The organism is Bhargavaea massiliensis, from assembly GCF_050480245.1.
Lineage (GTDB): Bacteria > Bacillota > Bacilli > Bacillales > Anoxybacillaceae > Anoxybacillus.
Window position 1 is genome coordinate 126,746 of record NZ_JBCNEQ010000063.1, and the last position, 19,862, is coordinate 146,607.

General features: G+C 42.7%; 17 protein-coding genes and 1 other RNA gene. All 18 read left to right on the forward strand.

All coding sequences use genetic code 11. The annotated features are described in order from the left end of the window. Nucleotides 1–5: 5 nt before the first annotated feature. The 18 genes from aspS to ABEV15_RS12225 all read left to right on the forward strand — a co-directional run bounded on the left by aspS (nt 6) and on the right by ABEV15_RS12225 (nt 19,818). Nucleotides 6–1,784 (forward strand): aspartate--tRNA ligase, encoded by a 1,779-nt coding sequence (aspS, locus tag ABEV15_RS12140; RefSeq protein WP_498853354.1) that lies wholly within the window; start codon nt 6–8, stop codon nt 1,782–1,784. Between the two features lie 50 nt (nt 1,785–1,834). After that, a non-coding RNA gene (gene ssrS, locus ABEV15_RS12145) (6S RNA) lies at nt 1,835–2,027 on the forward strand. A gap of 112 nt (nt 2,028–2,139) precedes the next feature. After that, nucleotides 2,140–2,904 carry a tRNA threonylcarbamoyladenosine dehydratase gene (locus ABEV15_RS12150; RefSeq protein WP_219986028.1) on the forward strand — a complete coding sequence of 255 codons (765 nt, stop codon included), beginning with the start codon at nt 2,140–2,142 and terminating at the stop codon, nt 2,902–2,904. A 152-nt stretch (nt 2,905–3,056) separates the two neighbouring features. Next, nucleotides 3,057–6,110, forward strand: a complete 3,054-nt coding sequence (locus ABEV15_RS12155) for an efflux RND transporter permease subunit (protein WP_498853355.1) — start codon at nt 3,057–3,059, stop codon at nt 6,108–6,110. Between the two features lie 78 nt (nt 6,111–6,188). After that, nucleotides 6,189–6,995 carry a TetR/AcrR family transcriptional regulator gene (locus ABEV15_RS12160; protein ID WP_498853356.1) on the forward strand — a complete coding sequence of 269 codons (807 nt, stop codon included), beginning with the start codon at nt 6,189–6,191 and terminating at the stop codon, nt 6,993–6,995. A 17-nt stretch (nt 6,996–7,012) separates the two neighbouring features. Next, nucleotides 7,013–8,284 (forward strand): replication-associated recombination protein A, encoded by a 1,272-nt coding sequence (locus ABEV15_RS12165; protein WP_498853357.1) that lies wholly within the window; start codon nt 7,013–7,015, stop codon nt 8,282–8,284. A 73-nt stretch (nt 8,285–8,357) separates the two neighbouring features. Beyond that, a complete protein-coding gene (gene cymR / locus ABEV15_RS12170) occupies nt 8,358–8,774 on the forward strand; it encodes a cysteine metabolism transcriptional regulator CymR (protein ID WP_035020014.1) in 417 nt (138 codons plus the stop codon). Between the two features lie 15 nt (nt 8,775–8,789). Continuing rightward, nucleotides 8,790–9,935, forward strand: coding sequence for a cysteine desulfurase family protein (locus tag ABEV15_RS12175; protein WP_498853358.1), 1,146 nt, complete (start codon nt 8,790–8,792; stop codon nt 9,933–9,935). 14 nt (nt 9,936–9,949) lie between these two features. Beyond that, nucleotides 9,950–11,047 (forward strand): tRNA 2-thiouridine(34) synthase MnmA, encoded by a 1,098-nt coding sequence (gene mnmA / locus ABEV15_RS12180; RefSeq protein WP_498853359.1) that lies wholly within the window; start codon nt 9,950–9,952, stop codon nt 11,045–11,047. Nucleotides 11,048–11,110: 63 nt separating this feature from the next. Next, complete coding sequence (locus ABEV15_RS12185) at nt 11,111–11,767, forward strand: tetratricopeptide repeat protein (protein ID WP_004889307.1); 657 nt, start codon at nt 11,111–11,113, stop codon at nt 11,765–11,767. A 12-nt stretch (nt 11,768–11,779) separates the two neighbouring features. Continuing rightward, complete coding sequence (gene recD2 / locus ABEV15_RS12190) at nt 11,780–14,134, forward strand: SF1B family DNA helicase RecD2 (protein ID WP_498853360.1); 2,355 nt, start codon at nt 11,780–11,782, stop codon at nt 14,132–14,134. 102 nt (nt 14,135–14,236) lie between these two features. Further along, complete coding sequence (locus ABEV15_RS12195; RefSeq protein ID WP_064214427.1) at nt 14,237–14,428, forward strand: YrzR-like zinc ribbon domain; 192 nt, start codon at nt 14,237–14,239, stop codon at nt 14,426–14,428. A gap of 10 nt (nt 14,429–14,438) precedes the next feature. Then, the gene (locus tag ABEV15_RS12200) at nt 14,439–14,579 is read left to right on the forward strand and encodes a YrzQ family protein (RefSeq protein WP_081253600.1); all 141 of its coding nucleotides are present in this window, start codon (nt 14,439–14,441) and stop codon (nt 14,577–14,579) included. Between the two features lie 161 nt (nt 14,580–14,740). After that, the gene (locus ABEV15_RS12205) at nt 14,741–15,799 is read left to right on the forward strand and encodes an AI-2E family transporter (RefSeq protein ID WP_429632193.1); all 1,059 of its coding nucleotides are present in this window, start codon (nt 14,741–14,743) and stop codon (nt 15,797–15,799) included. A gap of 309 nt (nt 15,800–16,108) precedes the next feature. Continuing rightward, the gene (gene alaS, locus ABEV15_RS12210; RefSeq protein ID WP_498853361.1) at nt 16,109–18,742 is read left to right on the forward strand and encodes an alanine--tRNA ligase; all 2,634 of its coding nucleotides are present in this window, start codon (nt 16,109–16,111) and stop codon (nt 18,740–18,742) included. Nucleotides 18,743–18,825: 83 nt separating this feature from the next. Then, nucleotides 18,826–19,092 (forward strand): IreB family regulatory phosphoprotein, encoded by a 267-nt coding sequence (locus ABEV15_RS12215; protein WP_035046013.1) that lies wholly within the window; start codon nt 18,826–18,828, stop codon nt 19,090–19,092. A gap of 4 nt (nt 19,093–19,096) precedes the next feature. Further along, a complete protein-coding gene (ruvX, locus tag ABEV15_RS12220; RefSeq protein ID WP_498853362.1) occupies nt 19,097–19,519 on the forward strand; it encodes a Holliday junction resolvase RuvX in 423 nt (140 codons plus the stop codon). A 5-nt stretch (nt 19,520–19,524) separates the two neighbouring features. Then, nucleotides 19,525–19,818 carry a DUF1292 domain-containing protein gene (locus ABEV15_RS12225; protein WP_004889318.1) on the forward strand — a complete coding sequence of 98 codons (294 nt, stop codon included), beginning with the start codon at nt 19,525–19,527 and terminating at the stop codon, nt 19,816–19,818. Nucleotides 19,819–19,862 lie beyond the last annotated feature (44 nt).

The window sequence follows — 19,862 nt, forward strand, 5'->3', positions numbered from 1 at the left end:
AAAATATGTTTGGAAGGACGCATTATTGCGGAGAAGTGACTCATACAGCCATTGGGCAAACGGTGCGTTTAAAAGGATGGGCACAAAAACGTCGCGATTTAGGGGGACTCATTTTCATTGACTTGCGTGATCGCACAGGCATTGTCCAAATTGTATTTAGCCCAGATGTGTCAAAAGAAGCATTACAAGTAGCGGAAACGATTCGTAGCGAATACGTGCTAGATGTAGAAGGAACGGTCGTTCAACGTGAAGAAGGGCAAGTGAACCCAAATTTACCGACAGGAACAGTTGAAGTGCATGCAACGCACGTGGCGATTTTAAGTCAGGCGAAAACACCGCCGTTTCCGATTTCGGATAAAACAGATGTATCCGAAGACGTTCGCTTAAAATATCGCTACTTAGATTTGCGTCGCCCGGTGATGTTCCAGACGTTTCAAATGCGCCATCAAGTAACGAAAGCGATTCGCGACTTTTTAGACGAAGAAGGGTTTTTAGAAGTAGAAACGCCGATTTTAACGAAAAGCACGCCAGAAGGAGCGCGCGATTACTTAGTGCCAAGCCGTGTACATCCAGGCGAGTTTTATGCGTTACCACAATCGCCACAAATTTTTAAACAATTATTAATGGTCGCTGGCTTTGAACGATATTATCAAATCGCTCGTTGTTTCCGCGATGAAGATTTACGTGCTGACCGTCAACCAGAATTTACACAAGTCGATATTGAAACATCGTTTATGAGTCAAGACGATATTTTAGCAATGATCGAGCGAATGATGGCGCGCGTCATGAAAGTCGCAAAAGGAGTCGACATCCCTATTCCGTTCCCGCGCATGTCATACGATGAAGCGATTGCGCGTTACGGTTCGGACAAGCCAGATACACGCTTTGGACTTGAACTTGTCGATTTATCTGAGCAAGTGAAAGATTGCGGGTTTAAAGTGTTTGCAAGCGCGGTGCAAAACGGTGGACAAGTGAAGGCGATCAATGTTAAAGGTGCAGCGGATAAATATTCGCGTAAAGATATTGATGCGCTAACGGAATATGTCGCTCGTTATGGAGCAAAAGGATTAGCTTGGTTGAAAGTTGAAGCAGACGGTTTAAAAGGACCAATTGCTAAGTTTTTCACTGAAGATGAACAAAAACAAATGATGCAGACACTTGAAGCAGAAACGGGTGACTTATTGTTGTTTGTCGCTGATAAAAAATCGGTTGTTGCCGATGCGCTTGGTGCATTGCGTTTAAAGTTAGGGAAAGATTTACAGTTGATTGACGAATCAGCGTTTCATTTCTTATGGATTACAGATTGGCCACTATTTGAATACGACGAAGAAGAAGGTCGCTATTATGCGGCGCATCATCCGTTTACGATGCCTGTGCGCGAAGATGTGCCAAAGTTTGAAACAGACCCAGCAAGCATTCGTGCACAAGCGTACGATCTTGTGTTAAATGGATATGAGCTAGGTGGAGGCTCACTCCGTATTTTCGAGCGTGATATACAAGAAAAAATGTTTAAAACGCTCGGCTTTACTGAAGAACAAGCGCGTGAACAGTTTGGCTTTTTGCTAGAAGCGTTTGAATACGGTACGCCTCCACATGGGGGAATTGCGCTTGGATTAGACCGGCTTGTCATGTTGCTTGCGGGGCGTTCGAATTTACGTGATACAATCGCCTTCCCGAAAACAGCGAGCGCGAGCTGCTTGTTAACAGAAGCACCGAGTGCAGTAAGTGAAGCACAATTAGACGAATTACATTTGCGAATCAAAGACGTTCAAAAAGTAGATTAAATTTGTAACGTTGCAAATACGTTCGAAGTGTGATAACATACAATTAACAACAAGTCCTGATGTGTTTGTCGTATCACCTATTGTTTTGACCGAACAATGTGTGATACGGGAGCCCGGGTTTTCAGGTGGCGTACATGCCTCATTTACATAGAGAGGACGTACATAAGCTTGAAACAGGGCACCCACCTGTGAGAGAGCGGGTTCAAAACAAAGGCCATCAGCGACGGCACGATTGGGACTTAGGAAACAAAAATGAATAAAGCCTTGACGTAAAGAACATGCTTTACGTTAAGGCTTTTTTTGTGCCATAATGCATGTATATCCGATTGAAATACTTACATATGGGAGGCAAAACATGCTACATCAATTTTCTCGTAATGAACTCGCAATCGGGAAAGAAGGTTTAAAAAAATTAAGCGAAAGCACAGTGGCCGTTCTTGGCATTGGAGGTGTCGGATCATTTGCGGTTGAGGCGCTTGCTCGTTCAGGGGTTGGACGTCTCATTTTAATCGATAAAGACGATATTGACATTACAAATGTGAACAGACAAATTCATGCGCTATTATCTACTGTCGGTCGTCCGAAAGTAGAAGTGATGAAAGAGCGCATCGCAGACATTAATCCAGCATGCGAAGTCATTGCGTTAAAAATGTTTTATACAGAAGAGACGTATGAACAAATTTTTTCGTACGATATTGACTACGTCATTGATGCATCCGATACGATTTCGTATAAAATTCATCTAATGAAACAATGTTTAGAACGAAACATCCCAATTATTTCAAGCATGGGAGCGGCAAATAAAATGGATCCGACCCGTTTTCGCATTGCTGATATTTCAAAAACGCATACGGATCCGATTGCAAAAGTTATTCGCACGAGATTGCGGAAAGAAGGAATTAAAAAAGGCATCACCGTTGTTTTCTCGGATGAAAGCCCAATTGTCATTCGCGAAGACGTTCGAAAAGAAGTAGGAAATGATGAGGCAACCATTCGTAAGGCAAAAATGCCGCCGTCATCGAATGCGTTCGTTCCATCTGTCGCAGGTCTCATTATGGCGGCGCACGTCGTACAACAATTATTAAAAGATATTCCGATCCAACGTGTCGATCAACAATAAGCGCAAGGGAACTCCTTTGCGCTTTTTATTTTCTATTTTAGTGCACATCGGAAGTTGCAAAATGAGAAAAATTGCACTATAGTCGTGTTATGACTATATAGTCGTAAAAAACGACCAATTGGTCATACTATAAAAAAGAAGGGAAGAGGAGCATGTTAACAAGGTTTAGTTTAAAAAATGCGGTCGCTGTATTTATCATTTCATTTTTACTCATATTAGGTGGACTATATTCGTTTTCTTCTTTAAAAGTAGACTTGTTGCCAAACATTGAATTTCCGCAGCTGTCTGTTGAAGTCATCTACCCAGGTGCTTCACCAGAAGATATGAATGAGCAAGTAACAACAAAATTGGAAGAAAAGTTGAAAGCCATTGAAGGAGTAAAAAAACTCCAAAGTACATCGTTTGAAAGTATCGCAATCATTAACCTCGAATTTCCATTTAATACAGACATGGAAGAAGTCGAGCGGCAAGTTGAGTCGCTAATAAAAGAAGCGAATTTGCCGGAAAATGTGCAGACGAAAGTGAATCGCTTCTCGTTTGGTACGTTCCCGATTTATAACATTTCGCTGTTTGCTAAAGGGGATACGAACATCCAGCAATTTCTAGATGATACGATCGTTCCTGAGTTGAAAAAAATTAACGGTGTCAATTCCATTTCGGTTGGCGGGATGGAAGAAAACTTGATTCAAATTACAGTCGATAAACAAAAAGCATTGCAATATGGGTTGAGCTTAACGCAAATTAAAGAACAAATTAATGAAAAATTTTTAGCGTTCCCTGCCGGAAACGTTCAAACAGAAACGGTACAAATTCCGATTCGCGTACAACAAAAAATTGAAACGATTAAACAACTTGAAGATTTACCGTTATCTTCTCCATTGATGAACGCATCACCGGGAGCACCAGCAAGTGGACAGCAAGCTCCCACAAAAATTACGTTGAAAGATGTAGCGACGATTGAAGCAGTGACAGACCAAGGAGAAATTACGCGCTACAACTTACAACCATCTTTATCGATGGCCATTACGAAAAAACAAGATGCCAACACAGTAGAAGTGGCAGAGAAAGTATTAAACGTACTTGACAAATATAAAGACAAAATAGACTATGCAATAGGATTTGATTCTGCTGAAGGAATTAAAAAGTCTGTCGAAACGCTCGTGCGTGAAGGATTGCTTGGGGCATTGTTTGCCTCCATTGCGGTGCTCGTCTTTTTACGAAACGTGCGTGCCACAATCATTGCTATTGTTTCCATTCCACTTTCGTTATTAGTCGCATCTATTTTCTTACAGCGGATGGATATTTCTTTAAACATTATGACGTTAGGTGGAATGGCCGTTGCGGTCGGGCGAGTAGTTGACGACAGCATCGTTGTCATCGAAAACATTTTCCGTCGCGTGCGTAAGTCAAACACCGGGATGACAGATGAACTTGTCGAAGACTCGACGAAAGAAATTTTAAAGGCAATTACATCGTCTACTATCACGACCGTCGTTGTCTTTTTACCGCTCGGCCTCGTTGGTGGCGTGACAGGCGAGTTTTTCTTACCATTTGCGTTAACGATTGTGTTTTCGCTTTTAATGTCGCTCGTTGTGGCCATTACGATCGTTCCAATTTTAGCGAAGTTTTCGTTTAAAAAAGTGCCGCCAGAAGAAAAAGAAGGTGCGTTGCAACGAGCTTACGGTAAAGCGATTGAATGGGCGCTCGATCATAAAAAAATTGTCTTGCTTTTGTCTGTTTTATTGCTCGGTGGCTCATTCGCTATCGTACCGAAGTTAGGCTTTACATTTATCCCGAACGAAGAACAAAAAACATTAATTGCAGCGATTGAACTTCCGTCATCGACACCGTTAGAAAAGACGAACGATGTGTCGCTAAAAATCGAGAAGATGTTTAGTGAAAAAGAAGAAATTAAAGAAGTGACGGCAGGGATTGGTACGCGCGATTTCCGTAGCGGCTTAAAACGGAAAAATCAAGCGAACTACTTTATTACGCTCAAAGAAAGTGCCAACGTCAGCACGTTTATTAAAGAGCTAGAACGAGATATGGAAAATATTGTGCAAGCGGAGGTTAAAGGTGCAAAAGTCGGCGTTCAAGAATTGCAATCTGGTGGACCACCGTCAAACAATAACGTAAATATTGACTTGTACTCGACCAACTTAAATGCATTACAACAAGCGGCGAAAGATGTAGAAGCGTACTTAAAAACGCGCGATGATTTGAAATATGTCACAAATAACTTTACAGATAAACAGAAACAAGTAGTCGTTAACATCGACACGAATAAAGCAATGGAATACGGTGTATCAGGCTTTCAAATTCTTGGTACAATCGCCGATCAAACTCGTCCGGTTCAAGTCAGCACGTTGACGTTAGACGATGAAGAGCGGACAGTACAATTGTCATATGACAAACAAATGACATCGATCGAAGAGTTAGAAAACACGCTTATTTTCACAAAGTTCGGACCAGTGCCAGTAAAACAATTGGCAGACGTGCAAGAAGTCGATACATTTACATCCATTCAAAAACTTGATGGAAAAGTGTTCGCCCGTGTGTCTGCGCAAATTGTCGGAGACAACATTCAACAAGTAACTCAAGATGTAATTAATAGCGTGAAAAATGAAGTAGACTTACCGAAAGATGTATCCCTTCAAGGCGGCGGCGGGAGCGATGAAACGGTAGAAACGTTCCAACAGCTCGGTTTAGCGATGGTTGTAGCGATTGGGCTTGTGTATATTACGATGCTCATTACGTTTGGAAAGGCACGTATTCCGTTTATTATTTTATCATCGCTTGTATTCGTTCCAATCGGTTCTTTGCTCGGCTTATTTATCGCGAATGAACCGATGTCCGTGAGCGTCATGATCGGTTTGCTCATGCTCATTGGAATTGTGACAACGAATGCGATCGTTCTCGTTGACCGCATCGGGCAAAATCGTGAGCAAAAGGGAATGACGATCCGTCAAGCGCTTATTGAAGCAGGTAAAACGCGGTTACGCCCGATTTTAATGACAGCATTTGCGACGGTGGCCGCACTCATTCCGCTTGCGTTGACAAAGTCATCGGGAACGCTCATTTCTAAAGGGTTAGCGATTACGGTCATCGGTGGATTGACGTCATCAACGTTATTGACGTTAATTCTCGTTCCTGTTGTATACGAACTATTTTTCTTCCGACAAGCGAAAAAAGAACGACAAGTATAATCGTTGCAGGCTGGCTGAAATTCGGTCAGCCTGTTATGTTATAATAAAATGAGAAATGAACAATAAGGATGAGGCCGCATGAGTAAAAAAGAGCAAATTATTGAAGTCGCGATGAAACTGTTTGCGAAAAAAGGGTATCACGCGACATCGATGCAAGAAATTGCCGAACATAGTCAGTTAGCAAAAGGATCGCTATACAATTACTTTAAGTCAAAAGAGGAAATTGTGTTGTCGATTTTTCAGTATCATTACGATCAGTTGTTTCAACAATTTGCCCGTATCGCTTCTGATCGTTTGTTAACGGCACGCGAAAAATTTTTAAAACAACTTTCCTTGCAAATTGAGGCGTTTGAACAACATAAGGAAATTGTGCAAATGCATATGGGTGACCATGCTCAAAAAGTAAGTGAAGACGTTCATGCGCTCGTTTTACGTATTCGTTCCCATTTATTTGACTGGTACGTTCAATCACTTATAGATGTATACGGAGAACGTATTCGTCCCTTTGCGCTTGATTGCGCCATTATGTTAAACGGCATGTTAAAAGAATATTTATTTTTTGCCCTTTTTGAACAGAAGCCGTTTCCTTTTCAACGGTTAGCCCCTTTTTTAATAGAGCGGCTTGACACCCTTGTCGATAGTTTGCAGCACGACATTCCGTTGCTTAGCCACGATGCCCAAGCGCAAAAAACACGCGCACTTGCGCTTATTGAGGAGATGATCGAAGAAGCGAGCGATCATCATATGGTGGAGCTGTTGAAACAATTGAAAACAGAAGTGGAGCGAGATGAGCCGAGAAAAGCGATTGTCGATGCGTTTCTTTTATATCTACAACAAAGCAATATGCGCCAGTTTGTTCCTGCCTTACGTGCAGCGCTAGCGTAATAAAGTGAGGGAGACAAATGAAAGAACCGCTTGCTTATCGTATGCGCCCGCGTACGATTGATGAAGTCATCGGACAAGACGATGTCATCGGTTCACATACAGCGCTATATCGAATGATTAAAAATGGTTATGTGCCATCGTTATTGCTTTACGGACCGCCTGGTGTTGGGAAAACATCGCTTGCTTATGCGATCGCTGGAACGGTACAACGTCCGTTTTATACGCTCAATGCGACGACGGCCGGAAAAAAAGAAATGGAAGAAATAGTGACGGATGCTCGCTTTGAAGGCAACGTTATTTTATTTATTGATGAAATTCATCGTTTCACAAAAGCGCAACAAGATTATTTATTACCACATGTCGAAAGTGGTTTGATTACCCTCATTGGTGCGACGACAGAAAATCCATTTCATTCGATTAATCCGGCTGTTCGCAGTCGCTTAGGACAAATAAAACAGTTGCAGCCATTGACAAAAGAGAAGACGCTCGCATTATTGCACCGCGCTTTAGCCGATCGTGAACGAGGATTAGGCGATTGGCATATTGACATTAGCGATGAGGCACTTTCGATCATTGCTGAAGGGGCAAACGGAGATGCTCGAGCGGCATTGACGATTTTAGAGGAAGTCGTATATGCAACGAAACAAGGGGATCAATATGCTGTTGTGGATGTGCAAGCTGTTTTGTCTTGTGTAGAAAACAAGTCGCTAACGTATGATAAACAAGGAGATACGTATTATTCTTTACTTTCCGCTTTTCAAAAAAGTATTCGCGGCAGTGACGTAGATGCTTCGCTTCACTATTTAGCACGGCTTCTTGAAGGTGGCGATCTTACCGCTGTTTGTCGTCGCCTTGCAGTCATTGCTTATGAAGATATTGGATTAGCCAATCCACTAATCGGTGTGAAGGTGATGAGCGCGATCGAAGCCGCAGAGCGTCTCGGTATGCCAGAAGCACGCATTCCGCTTTCAGTCGTGACGATTGACATGTGTTTATCACCGAAATCAAATAGTGCATATAAAGCGATCGATCAAGCGCTTATAGATGTGCGAAACGGAAAAGGACAATCGATTCCGCTTCATTTGCAAGATGCTCACTATGCGGGGGCGAAACATCTTGGACGCGGAATAGGATATAAATATCCACACGATTATCCGTACAGTTGGGTGGCACAACAATACTTACCTGACGATTTAATCGGAGTGCAATATTATCAACCGAAACAAAACGGCGAAGAAAAGCAATTCGCTTCCGTTTATGAGCGGCTCAATGAACGAAAAAAGCAGTAACGTTCCTTTGTTTCGTATTTTTATGTTATAATGGCTTGTGTTTCTTTTGACAGTGAATGAGGGGATGATTCGTTTGAAAATATCTACGAAAGGTCGATACGGTTTAACGATTATGATTGAGTTGGCGAAACGATATGGAGAGGGACCGATTTCATTAAAATCGATCGCTCAAATGAATAATTTGTCGGAGCACTATTTAGAACAACTCATTTCCCCATTGCGAAACGCTGGTTTAGTGAAAAGCGTTCGCGGAGCGTATGGCGGTTACATTTTAGCAGATGAACCATCAAAAATTACTGCGGGCGATGTTATTCGTGTGTTGGAAGGACCGCTTCAAGTCGTTGAAGAACTAGAAGATGAAGAACCAGCAAAGCGCGAATTATGGATGCGCATTCGTGATGCGGTAAAAGAAGTGTTAGATAGCACGACGCTCGAAGACTTAGCAAGCCATACCGATGATCACGGTGACGCATATATGTTTTATATCTAGGAAAGGAGAATGTATTTGGAACGCATTTATTTAGATCACGCAGCTACGTCTCCTGTTCATCCACAAGTCGTAGAGGCGATGATTCCATATATGACGACATATTTTGGGAACCCATCAAGCATTCATTCTTTCGGACGTGAAAGTCGCCGCGCGCTTGACGAGGCACGGGAGGCCATTGCAAAAACGATTGGAGCAAAAGCAAACGAAATCATTTTTACAAGCGGTGGAACGGAAGCCGATAATTTAGCGATCATCGGCGTAGCGATGGCGAATCGCGAGAAAGGTCGTCATATCATTACAACGTGTGTGGAACATCATGCCGTATTAAATACGTGCAAATATTTACAAAAACAAGGATTTGATGTGACGTATTTGCCTGTTGATGAGTATGGCATCATTTCTGTTGAACAAGTAAAAAGCGCTTTGCGCGATGATACAGTTCTTGTCTCTATCATGTTTGGCAACAATGAAACAGGTGTGTTGCAACCAATTCATGATATCGGTCAATTGCTTCATGACCACGATGTGTATTTTCATACGGATGCAGTACAAGCGTATGGTCTCGTTCCGATTGATGTGCGTGAACTTGGCATTGATTTACTTTCCGTATCCAGCCATAAAATTAATGGGCCAAAAGGAGTAGGCTTTTTATATGTGCGTGAAGGCGTTCGACTTGCCCCGCACATATACGGAGGGGAACAAGAGCGGAAGCGGCGAGCAGGAACAGAAAATGTACCAGGTATTGTCGGATTACAAAAAGCAGCTGAACTCGCTCAACAAATGATGGCTGACAAACGAGCGTTGTACGAACAGTTTCAACGCATCATGTTGACGACATTTGAACAAGAAGGGATTCATTACGCGGTAAACGGTCATGAAACAAATCGTTTGCCACATGTATTAAATGTTGCGTTTTTCGGCACAAATGTAGAAGCGTTGCTTGTCAATTTAGATTTAGCGGGCATTGCAGCGTCGAGCGGATCGGCATGTACGGCTGGTTCCATTGATCCGTCACATGTATTAGTGACGATGTACGGAAATGATTCCGAACGCATTCGTTCTTCTGTTCGTTTCAGCTTTGGATATGGCAATACGATTGAACAAGTGGAACGTGCCGCATATGAAATTGCAAAAATTGTGAAGCGACTAACAAAAGCGTGAAAGGGGTGAAAACGATGGCAAGAGTTGTTGTTGGAATGTCGGGTGGGGTCGACTCATCTGTTGCCGCCCTTTTATTAAAACAACAAGGGTACGATGTCATCGGCATTTTTATGAAAAACTGGGACGACACCGATGAAAACGGTGTATGTACCGCAACGGAAGATTACGAAGATGTCGTGCGTGTTTGCAACCAAATTGGTATTCCGTATTATGCGGTCAACTTCGAAAAGCAATATTGGGAAAAAGTATTTACGTACTTTTTAGACGAATATAAAGCAGGGCGTACGCCAAATCCAGATGTGATGTGCAATAAAGAAATTAAGTTTAAAGCATTTTTAGAACATGCGATGGCGCTTGGAGCGGACTATTTAGCGACAGGACATTATGCCCGCGTTGCCTATCGCGATGGAGAATATCAATTGTTGCGCGGATTAGATGCAAACAAAGATCAAACGTATTTTTTAAATCAGCTCGGGCAAGCACAATTATCAAAAGTGTTGTTTCCAATCGGCGAATTACAAAAAGCGCAAGTACGTGAAATAGCGAAAGAAGCCGGACTTGCGACAGCAGGAAAAAAAGATAGCACCGGCATTTGTTTCATCGGTGAACGCAATTTTAAACAGTTTTTAAGCAATTATTTACCTGCCCAACCTGGTCAAATGCAAACGCTCGATGGAGAAGTAAAAGGTACGCACGATGGCTTAATGTACTATACGATCGGACAACGCCACGGACTTGGTATTGGTGGTAGCGGAGAGCCTTGGTTCGTTGTTGGGAAAAATTTAAAAGACAACATTTTATACGTTGCACAAGGATTTGATAACGAATTGCTTTATTCTGATGCAATTATTGCAACGAACGTCAATTGGGTCAGCGATCGAAAACCGAATGAACCGATTGCTTGTACAGCGAAATTCCGTTATCGTCAACCAGATGTACCGGTAACAGTAGAAATGATCGATGAGACGACAGCGCGTGTGTCATTTGAGCAGCGCGTGCGCGCAGTGACTCCAGGTCAAGCGGTCGTTTTCTACAACGGTGAACAATGTCTCGGTGGCGGAACGATCGATCAAGTCTTTCGCGATGGAGAAAAACTCACATACGTTGGTTAACCTTCAACTCAACAGACGAGTTGAAGGCTTTTTTGTTATAATATTGAATATGAGGTGATAGAGATGGATTACAATGCGCAAGGCATTCAATATATGCAGCAAGGAAAATATGAAGAAGCGGTCAAATGCTTCCATGAAGCGATTGAACAACAGCCGAACAACCCTGTTGGGTACATTAATTTTGGGAACGTATTAGCAGCGGTCGGAGAAGAAGAAAAAGCGATACGCTTTTTTCACAAGGCGCTTGAGCTTGATGAAAAAGCCGCAACCGCATATTACGGACTCGGATCGATTTATTACAATCGCCAGCAATTCGATCGCGCAAAAGAGCAATTTGAGCGAGCGATTCAAGCAGGATTAACGGATGGCGATGTGTTTTTTATGCTTGGCATGTCGCTCATGTATTTAGAGCAACCACGTTTAGCGATGCCGTATTTTCAGCGGGCAGTAGAATTAAACGAGCGCGATGTGGAAGCGACGTTTCAGCTTGGGCTTTGCTTAGCACAATTGCAGTTTGTGGATGAAGCGATGACATATTTTGAACGGACGATTCATTTAAACGAGCAACATGCGGATGCGTATTACAATTTAGGTGTGGCCTATGCATACAAAGACGATCCGAAAACCGCACATGCGATGTTTGAAAAGGCGCTTGCCATTCAGCCCGATCACTTGTTAGCAGGTCACGGGAAAAAGCTAATGGAACGGGCATTGCAATAAAAAAAGGGGGAGATGGGGTTGCAACAACAGTTAGACTTAGACGGACGATCGTTTATTAAAGGCGTCCATGTCGGTACAATTTTTCATAACGAAGACAATTTATATTCTGTCATTCGTGTGCGTGTGGAAGAAACAAATGAAGCGCATATAGAAAAAGATGTTGTTGTGACAGGCTATTTCCCTTTGCTGGGCGAGTATGATACATATACGTTTTTTGGCTCATTTAAAGAACATCCGCGCTTTGGGAAACAATATGTTGTCGATCATTTTCGAAAAGAGTTTCCTGAAACGAAAGAAGGAGTGATTCAATATTTATCGGGCGGAATGTTTAAAGGGATTGGTAAAAAAACAGCAACCGCCATCGTTGAAACGTTAGGGGAGCGAGCGATTTCAAAAATATTAGAAGATCCCGACGTGCTTGCGAACGTACCGAAGCTAACAAAAGCAAAGGCGAAGCAGCTATATGAGACGTTGCGCGAACATGAAGGATTAGAACAAATTATGATCGCTTTGTCGCAATTTGGGTTTGGACCTCAATTATCGATGAAAATTTATCAAGTGTACAAAGATGAAACGTTACAAATCATTCGCACAAATCCGTATCAACTCGTGGAAGATGTTGAAGGAATCGGATTTGGACGTGCAGATGATCTCGGCTTGCAGCTTGGCATTTCTGGTAATCATCCCGATCGTATTCGGGCAGGTTGTTTATACGTCATTGAACAACATTGCATGCAGGAAGGACATGTGTATATGACGTATGAACAGCTGCTTACAGAAGTAAAACAACTGTTAGAAGCAAAACGTCAAGAACTTGTCGACGTCGCTTGCATTTCCCGTGAAATGGTCCATTTATCTGAAGAAGGGAAGTTAATTGTTGAAGAAGATCGTTTTTACATCCCTTCGTTATATTTTGCGGAAAAAGGCATCGTGTCAAACGTCAAGCGGCTATTGCAACAATCCGATATGTCAACATTTTCTGAAGCCGAATTTTTACTAGCGCTTGGTGAATGGGAAGAAGAAGCAAACATTCAATATTCGCAAAAACAAAAAGAGGCGATTCAACAAGCGCTTTGTTCCCCGTTGTTCATTTTAACAGGCGGACCAGGGACAGGAAAAACGACGGTCATTAACGGCATCGTTCATTTATTCGCCAAGTTGCACGGGCTGTCGCTTGATCCTGTTAGCTATGATGCGGACGAGCCGTTTCCCATTTTACTTGCTGCTCCAACCGGACGAGCAGCGAAGCGAATGACGGAATCGACTGGCTTGCCGGCGATGACGATCCATCGTTTGCTCGGCTGGAGTGGTGACGGGTTTCAACGCGGGGAAGACGAACCGATTTACGGAAAGTTGTTAATCGTCGATGAAATGTCAATGGTCGATACATGGCTGGCGAATCAGTTGTTAAAGTCTGTTCCATCAACGATGCAAGTCATTTTTGTTGGCGATGAAGACCAATTACCGTCTGTCGGACCGGGACAAGTGTTAAAAGACTTACTTCGTGCCAACGTCATTCCGACCGTTCGCTTAACAGACATTTATCGTCAGGCAGAAGGTTCGTCGATCATTTCGCTTGCTCATGCGATTAAAGATGGAAACATTCCACATGATTTGACGATCCCTCAAAAAGACCGCTCGTTTATTCGTTGTACGAGTGCCCAAGTCGTTGACGTTGTAAAAAAAGTAGCTGAAAATGCGAAGCAAAAAGGGTATCGGGCGAAGGATGTTCAAGTGCTCGCACCGATGTACCGCGGTCATGCGGGAATTGATCGACTCAATGAGACGCTACAACAATTATTTAATCCAAAACACGAAAATAAACGAGAGCTTACTTTTGGTGATGTCGTTTATCGTGTAGGGGATAAAGTATTGCAGTTGGTCAATCAGCCGGATGAAAACGTATTTAATGGAGACATCGGCGAGATTGTTGCCATTTTTTATGCAAATGAAAATGTGGAAAAACAAGATCTCGTCGTCGTTTCGTTTGATGGAAATGAAGTGACGTATCCGAAACAGGAATTGCACCAAATTACGCACGCATATTGTTGTTCGATTCATAAATCGCAAGGAAGCGAATTTCCGATCGTCATTTTGCCTGTTGTAAAAAGTTATTATCGCATGCTTCGGCGCAATTTATTATACACAGCCATTACGCGCAGTAAGCAATATTTAATTTTATGTGGTGAAGAAGAAGCGTTCCAACTCGGGGTCATGCGAACAGATGACGGAACGAGACAAACGACGTTATACGAAAAATTAACAGCGATCATTTCGCCTGAACAACAGTTACTTCCGATGGAAGATGCAAACATCGGAATGGAAGGTGTTACCCCGTATGACTTTATGGAAAATGACGCAACATAATGATGGACACACACATATCGGCACGCTTCTTTTTCAATGATGTATGTTTTCGTAAAAAAATGACAAAGATAGAAGAAAAAATAAAAAGGAGCGTGCCTTTTTATGTTAAAGTGTCCGAACTGTCAAAGCAAAGATTTAGGAAAAATCGGCGTCAATCAATATTATTGCTGGAATTGCTTTATTGAGCTAACCGTTCAAAAAGGAATGATTTATACGCACCAAGTCGAAGAAGATGGAACGCTTAGCTCGCTTGACGATTTGTTTAGCGAACACGAACGAACTTTGCTTTCGTAATGAAAGGAGAATGACGATGAATCGAACAATCGCTTCTTTAATTGCGATCGGTGCAGGAGTGGCAGCGTATCAATTAGCGCAACGAAACGGTGGCATGAACATGCGCAACGTGAGAAAAGTCGGCAAAAAAATGTTGCGTCCATTTATGTAGCGAAGAACGGCAATCTCATTTGAGGCGGCAATCTCATTTGAGGCGGCAATCTCATTTGAGGCGGCAATCTCATTTGAGGCGGCAATCTCATTTGAGGTTGCCGTTTTTTGTATAACATCTTCTATTTGTCCTCACACTATAGAAGTAAGGGAGGGATTAGTTTGGAACATCCGCATCTTCATTTTTTCGTTCGCTTAACGAAAATGTTATTAGTTTTAATTTTTATTTACTTCGTTGTGAAACTCAAATCTGTATGGCTACCATTTTTACATATGTTTATTAAAATTATAACTCCTTTTCTTATCGCAGCGTTCATTACATACTTATTGCATCCTGTTGTTGAATACGTCCACAAACGCGGCATGCCGAGAGCGCTTGCCATTCTTTCCATTTATGCGTTATTTTTTGGCGGGATCGGTTTTGCGGTTTATAAAGGCACACCGTTGTTTATTGCCCAGCTAGAAGATTTAAATAAAAGCTTACCGATATTTGTTCGTACGTATGAACAATGGACGAATTATATTCATGAAGAAACGGCTACGTGGCCTTACGATGTTCATCAACGAATTGAAACGATGGTTTCGGAAGCGGAAACGTTTATTAGCGAGGCTGTGACAGGTATGATTATCGGATTAAAACAATTCATCAATCGGCTCATCGTCCTTTTTATTATCCCGTTCATCGCTTTTTACATGTTAAAAGATATCGAACTCATTAAAAAAGCAGCATGGGAATGGACTCCGAAAAAATGGCGCCATAAAGGTATGCAATTTTTACGCGACGTTGATCAAACGCTCGGTGGATATATTCGTGGACAATTGTTCGTCTGTTTTTTGATCGGAACGGCTGCTACGCTTTCGTTTTGGCTTATTGATATGAAATATCCGCTTTTGCTTGGCATGATCATCGGGGTTACAAATGTCATCCCGTATTTCGGACCAATTATTGGAGCTATTCCAGCGGCGATTATTGCTGCAACCGTATCAGTAAACAAACTGCTTCTTACTGTTGGAATCGTCTTTTTATTGCAGTTCATTGAAGGAAACATTTTATCCCCGCTTATTGTAGGGAGAAGCGTACATTTACATCCGCTTATTATTATGTTTTCCTTATTTGTTGGTGGGGAAATCGGTGGCATCATCGGTTTAATTGTTGCTGTTCCGATCGTTGCGATTGCTAAGGCGACATTTGTACACATTCGCTCGCTGAAAACAAATTGACAAAAAAAAGGGGCTTGTCTATAATTTTCACAAGAGTAATACATACAAAAACGATGACGGATCAAGTATGTTACAGCCCATCTTAAAGCGCTTTCGGCGCACAGAGAGGAATTTCCGTGGCTGAAAGAAATTCCAGATGAAGAGTAACAGAACGCTAATCCTGAGTGCAGGCAAACCCTGCCGACGAAGCCACGTTACGGCGGTTGAGGTGATGGACGTTTTGTCCATAAACAGGGTGGTACCGCGAGCAAGCTCTCGTCCCTGAGCAGGGATGGGAGTTTTTATATTTTTATAAGGGAGGAAGGAAACGTGAAGAAGCTAACATCTGCTCAAGTTCGTCAAATGTTTTTAGACTTTTTTAAAGAAAAAGGTCACGCTGTTGAGCCGAGCGCATCGCTTATTCCGATCGACGATCCGTCATTGTTATGGATCAATAGCGGTGTCGCAACGTTAAAAAAATATTTTGATGGCCGCGTCATTCCAGACAATCCGCGCATTTGTAATGCGCAAAAATCAATTCGTACAAACGACATTGAAAACGTCGGAAAAACGGCGCGCCACCATACGTTTTTTGAAATGCTCGGAAACTTCTCGATCGGCGACTATTTTAAACGAGAAGCAATTCATTGGGCATGGGAGTTTTTAACGAGCGAAAAATGGATCGGTTTTGATCCGAACCGTCTTTCTGTGACAATTCATCCAGAAGATGAAGAAGCGTTTGACATTTGGCATAACGAAATTGGATTGCCAGAAGAACGCATTATTCGATTGGAAGGGAACTTCTGGGACATCGGGGAAGGTCCAAGTGGACCAAATACAGAAATTTTCTATGACCGCGGTGAACAATTTGGCAACGACCCGAACGATCCGGAATTATATCCAGGAGGAGAAAACGAGCGCTATTTAGAAGTGTGGAACCTCGTCTTTTCGCAATTTAATCATAACCCTGACGGTACGTACACGCCGCTGCCGAAGAAAAACATTGATACCGGCATGGGATTAGAGCGGATGTGCTCAATTTTACAAGACGTTCCGACAAACTTTGATACCGATTTATTTATGCCAATTATTCGCGCAACAGAACAAATTTCAGGTGAAACATATCGTACAAATGCCGAAAAAGACGTGGCATTTAAAGTCATCGCAGACCATATCCGCACCGTAACGTTTGCGATTGGAGACGGCGCGCTTCCATCAAACGAAGGACGCGGTTATGTGTTGCGTCGTTTATTGCGCCGTGCCGTTCGCTATGCGAAACAATTAAACATTCAACGTCCATTTATGTATGAGCTCGTTCCGGTGGTCGGTGAAATTATGGTTGACTATTACCCGGAAGTGAAAGAAAAAGCATCGTTCATTCAAAAAGTAATTAAAAATGAAGAAGAGCGCTTCCATGAAACGTTAAATGAAGGACTTGCAATTTTAGCAAGCGTCATCGAAAAAGAAAAACAACGTGGTAGCGATACAATTAGCGGCGAAGATGTATTCCGCTTGTACGACACATACGGCTTCCCTGTGGAATTAACGGAAGAGTATGCGGAAGAAGAAGGAATGAAAGTCGACCACGACGGTTTTGAACGTGAAATGGAGCGCCAGCGCGAACGGGCACGTGCTGCACGTCAAGATGTTGATTCGATGCAAGTCCAAGGCGGCGTATTAGGCGACATTAAAGTAGAAAGCACGTTTGTCGGTTATGACCAGCTTTCTGTTTCTTCCGTTGTCGAAGTAATCGTAAAAGACGGACAACTTGTCAATGAGGTAAGCGAAGGACAAGAAGCGCAATTGATTTTACGTGAAACGCCGTTTTATGCAGAAAGCGGTGGACAAATTGCTGACCGCGGTTGGATTGAAGGTGAAACAGGAAAGGCGTACGTGAAAGACGTGCAAAAAGCGCCAAACGGCCAACATTTACATCATATTGTCGTTGAACATGGCACCATTCAAACGAACGGCACGTACACCGCGCGTGTTGATGAAGCTGCGCGCGTCGATATTGTGAAAAACCATACAGCGACGCATTTGTTGCATCAAGCGTTAAAAGATGTGCTTGGTGTGCATGTGAACCAAGCTGGTTCGCTTGTTGCTCCTGATCGTTTACGTTTTGACTTTACGCATTTCGGTCAAGTAAAGCAAGAAGAGCTCGAGCAAATTGAAGCGATCGTTAACGAGCAAATTTGGCGCAATCTCCCTGTTGCGATTGAATATAAACCGCTTGATGAAGCAAAAGCGATGGGGGCGATGGCGCTATTTGGTGAAAAATATGGTGACATCGTGCGCGTCGTGCAAGTAGGCGATTACAGCCTAGAGCTTTGCGGTGGCTGCCATGTGAAAAATACAGCCGAAATCGGTTTGTTTAAAATTGTTTCTGAATCGGGCATTGGGGCAGGCACACGTCGGATTGAAGCAGTTACAGGAAAAGCTGCGTATCGTTTAATGAATGATCAAATTGCATTATTAAAAGAAGTAGCGGAAAAATTAAAAACGAATCCGAAAGATGTGTTAACGCGCATCGATACACTCATGAACGATATGCGCGAATTGCAACGTGAAAATGAATCGCTTGCTGCCCGTTTAAGCCATATGGAAGCAGAAAATTTAGTGAACCAAGTAAAAGAAGTAAACGGTGTTCCACTTGTCACAAGTAAAGTGAACAACGCCGATATGAACAGCTTACGTGCGATGGTCGACGATTTAAAACAAAAATTAGGTTCAGCGATCATTGTACTTGCTTCTGTACAACAAAATAAAGTAAACTTAATTGCTGGTGTCACAAACGACTTAATCGACCGCGGTTATCACGCTGGAAAACTCATTAAAGAAGTGGCGACGCGTTGCGGTGGCGGCGGCGGTGGCCGAGCGGATATGGCACAAGCGGGCGGAAAAGATGCGAATAAAGTAGATGAAGCACTTAAATTTGTCGAACAGTGGGTAAAATCTGTTTAATAAACGGTGGAAATCGTGTACAATGGATGTAAGGATGGATATGCCAGATTTCGTGGAACGTGAGAGTGGGGTGCAAAAAAACGGTGAGTTCGTTTGATAACACAATGCAATTTAACTTCTCGGAAGAACCGATGGACGTCGATGTTCGGGAAGTATTGCTTACCGTATACGACGCATTACAGGAAAAAGGGTATAACCCAATTAACCAAATTGTCGGCTACTTGTTGTCTGGTGATCCAGCTTACATCCCTCGTCATAAAGATGCCAGAAACATGATTCGCAAAGTCGATCGCGACGAATTAATTGAAGAATTAGTGAAATTCTATTTACGAACACATCGTGAGGAATAGACACATGCGCATTTTAGGATTAGACTTTGGAACGAAAACGCTCGGCGTTGCCGTAAGCGACGAGTTAGGATGGACGGCTCAAGGCGTCGAGACGATTCGTATCGATGAAGAAAACGGTGAATACGGCTTTGACCGTTTGCGCCAATTAATTGAAAAATATGCGGTCGAAGAAATTGTGATCGGGTTTCCGAAAAATATGAATGGTACAATTGGACCGCGTGGCGAGGCGACACAACGCTTTGCCGAACAAGTGAAACAAATGTTTTCACTTCCTGTCGTCTTGTGGGATGAAAGACTGTCCACCATGGCGGCAGAACGAATGTTAATCGCTGCGGACGTTAGTCGAAAAAAACGTAAAAAGGTGATCGACAAAATGGCTGCGGTGATGATTTTACAATCTTATTTGGACCATAAACAATTGAGGTGAACATGATGGAACACGGTGAAAAACACATTACAGTCGTTGACGAAGACGGCAACGAACAACTTTGCGAAGTACTATTTACATTTGAATCTGAAGAATTCGGAAAATCTTACGTTTTGTACTACCCAATCGGTGCAGAAGAAGATGACAACGAAGAAATTGAAATTCACGCATCTTCTTTTATCCCAGGAGAAGATGGGCAGGCGGGAGAACTGCAGCCGATCGAAACAGAAGAAGAATGGGATATGATCGAAGAAATGCTAAACACATTTCTAGGTGAAGAGGAAGAAGATGAAGAATAAGAGGCTGACTATGCGTCAGCTTCTTTTTTTAGTGTGCTCGGCAT

Excerpts from the sequence above, each read along its gene's own strand:
- ABEV15_RS12195 (WP_064214427.1), top strand. The coding sequence starts at position 14,237 with ATGTTAAAGTGTCCGAACTGTCAAAGCAAAGATTTAGGAAAAATCGGC.
- ABEV15_RS12185 (WP_004889307.1), top strand. The coding sequence starts at position 11,111 with ATGGATTACAATGCGCAAGGCATTCAATATATGCAGCAAGGAAAATAT.
- recD2 (WP_498853360.1), top strand. The coding sequence starts at position 11,780 with ATGGGGTTGCAACAACAGTTAGACTTAGACGGACGATCGTTTATTAAA.
- ABEV15_RS12200 (WP_081253600.1), top strand. The coding sequence starts at position 14,439 with ATGACGATGAATCGAACAATCGCTTCTTTAATTGCGATCGGTGCAGGA.
- ABEV15_RS12150 (WP_219986028.1), top strand. The coding sequence starts at position 2,140 with ATGCTACATCAATTTTCTCGTAATGAACTCGCAATCGGGAAAGAAGGT.
- ABEV15_RS12225 (WP_004889318.1), top strand. The coding sequence starts at position 19,525 with ATGGAACACGGTGAAAAACACATTACAGTCGTTGACGAAGACGGCAAC.
- ABEV15_RS12165 (WP_498853357.1), top strand. The coding sequence starts at position 7,013 with ATGAAAGAACCGCTTGCTTATCGTATGCGCCCGCGTACGATTGATGAA.
- ruvX (WP_498853362.1), top strand. The coding sequence starts at position 19,097 with ATGCGCATTTTAGGATTAGACTTTGGAACGAAAACGCTCGGCGTTGCC.
- ABEV15_RS12155 (WP_498853355.1), top strand. The coding sequence starts at position 3,057 with ATGTTAACAAGGTTTAGTTTAAAAAATGCGGTCGCTGTATTTATCATT.
- aspS (WP_498853354.1), top strand. The coding sequence starts at position 6 with ATGTTTGGAAGGACGCATTATTGCGGAGAAGTGACTCATACAGCCATT.
- mnmA (WP_498853359.1), top strand. The coding sequence starts at position 9,950 with ATGGCAAGAGTTGTTGTTGGAATGTCGGGTGGGGTCGACTCATCTGTT.
- ABEV15_RS12160 (WP_498853356.1), top strand. The coding sequence starts at position 6,189 with ATGAGTAAAAAAGAGCAAATTATTGAAGTCGCGATGAAACTGTTTGCG.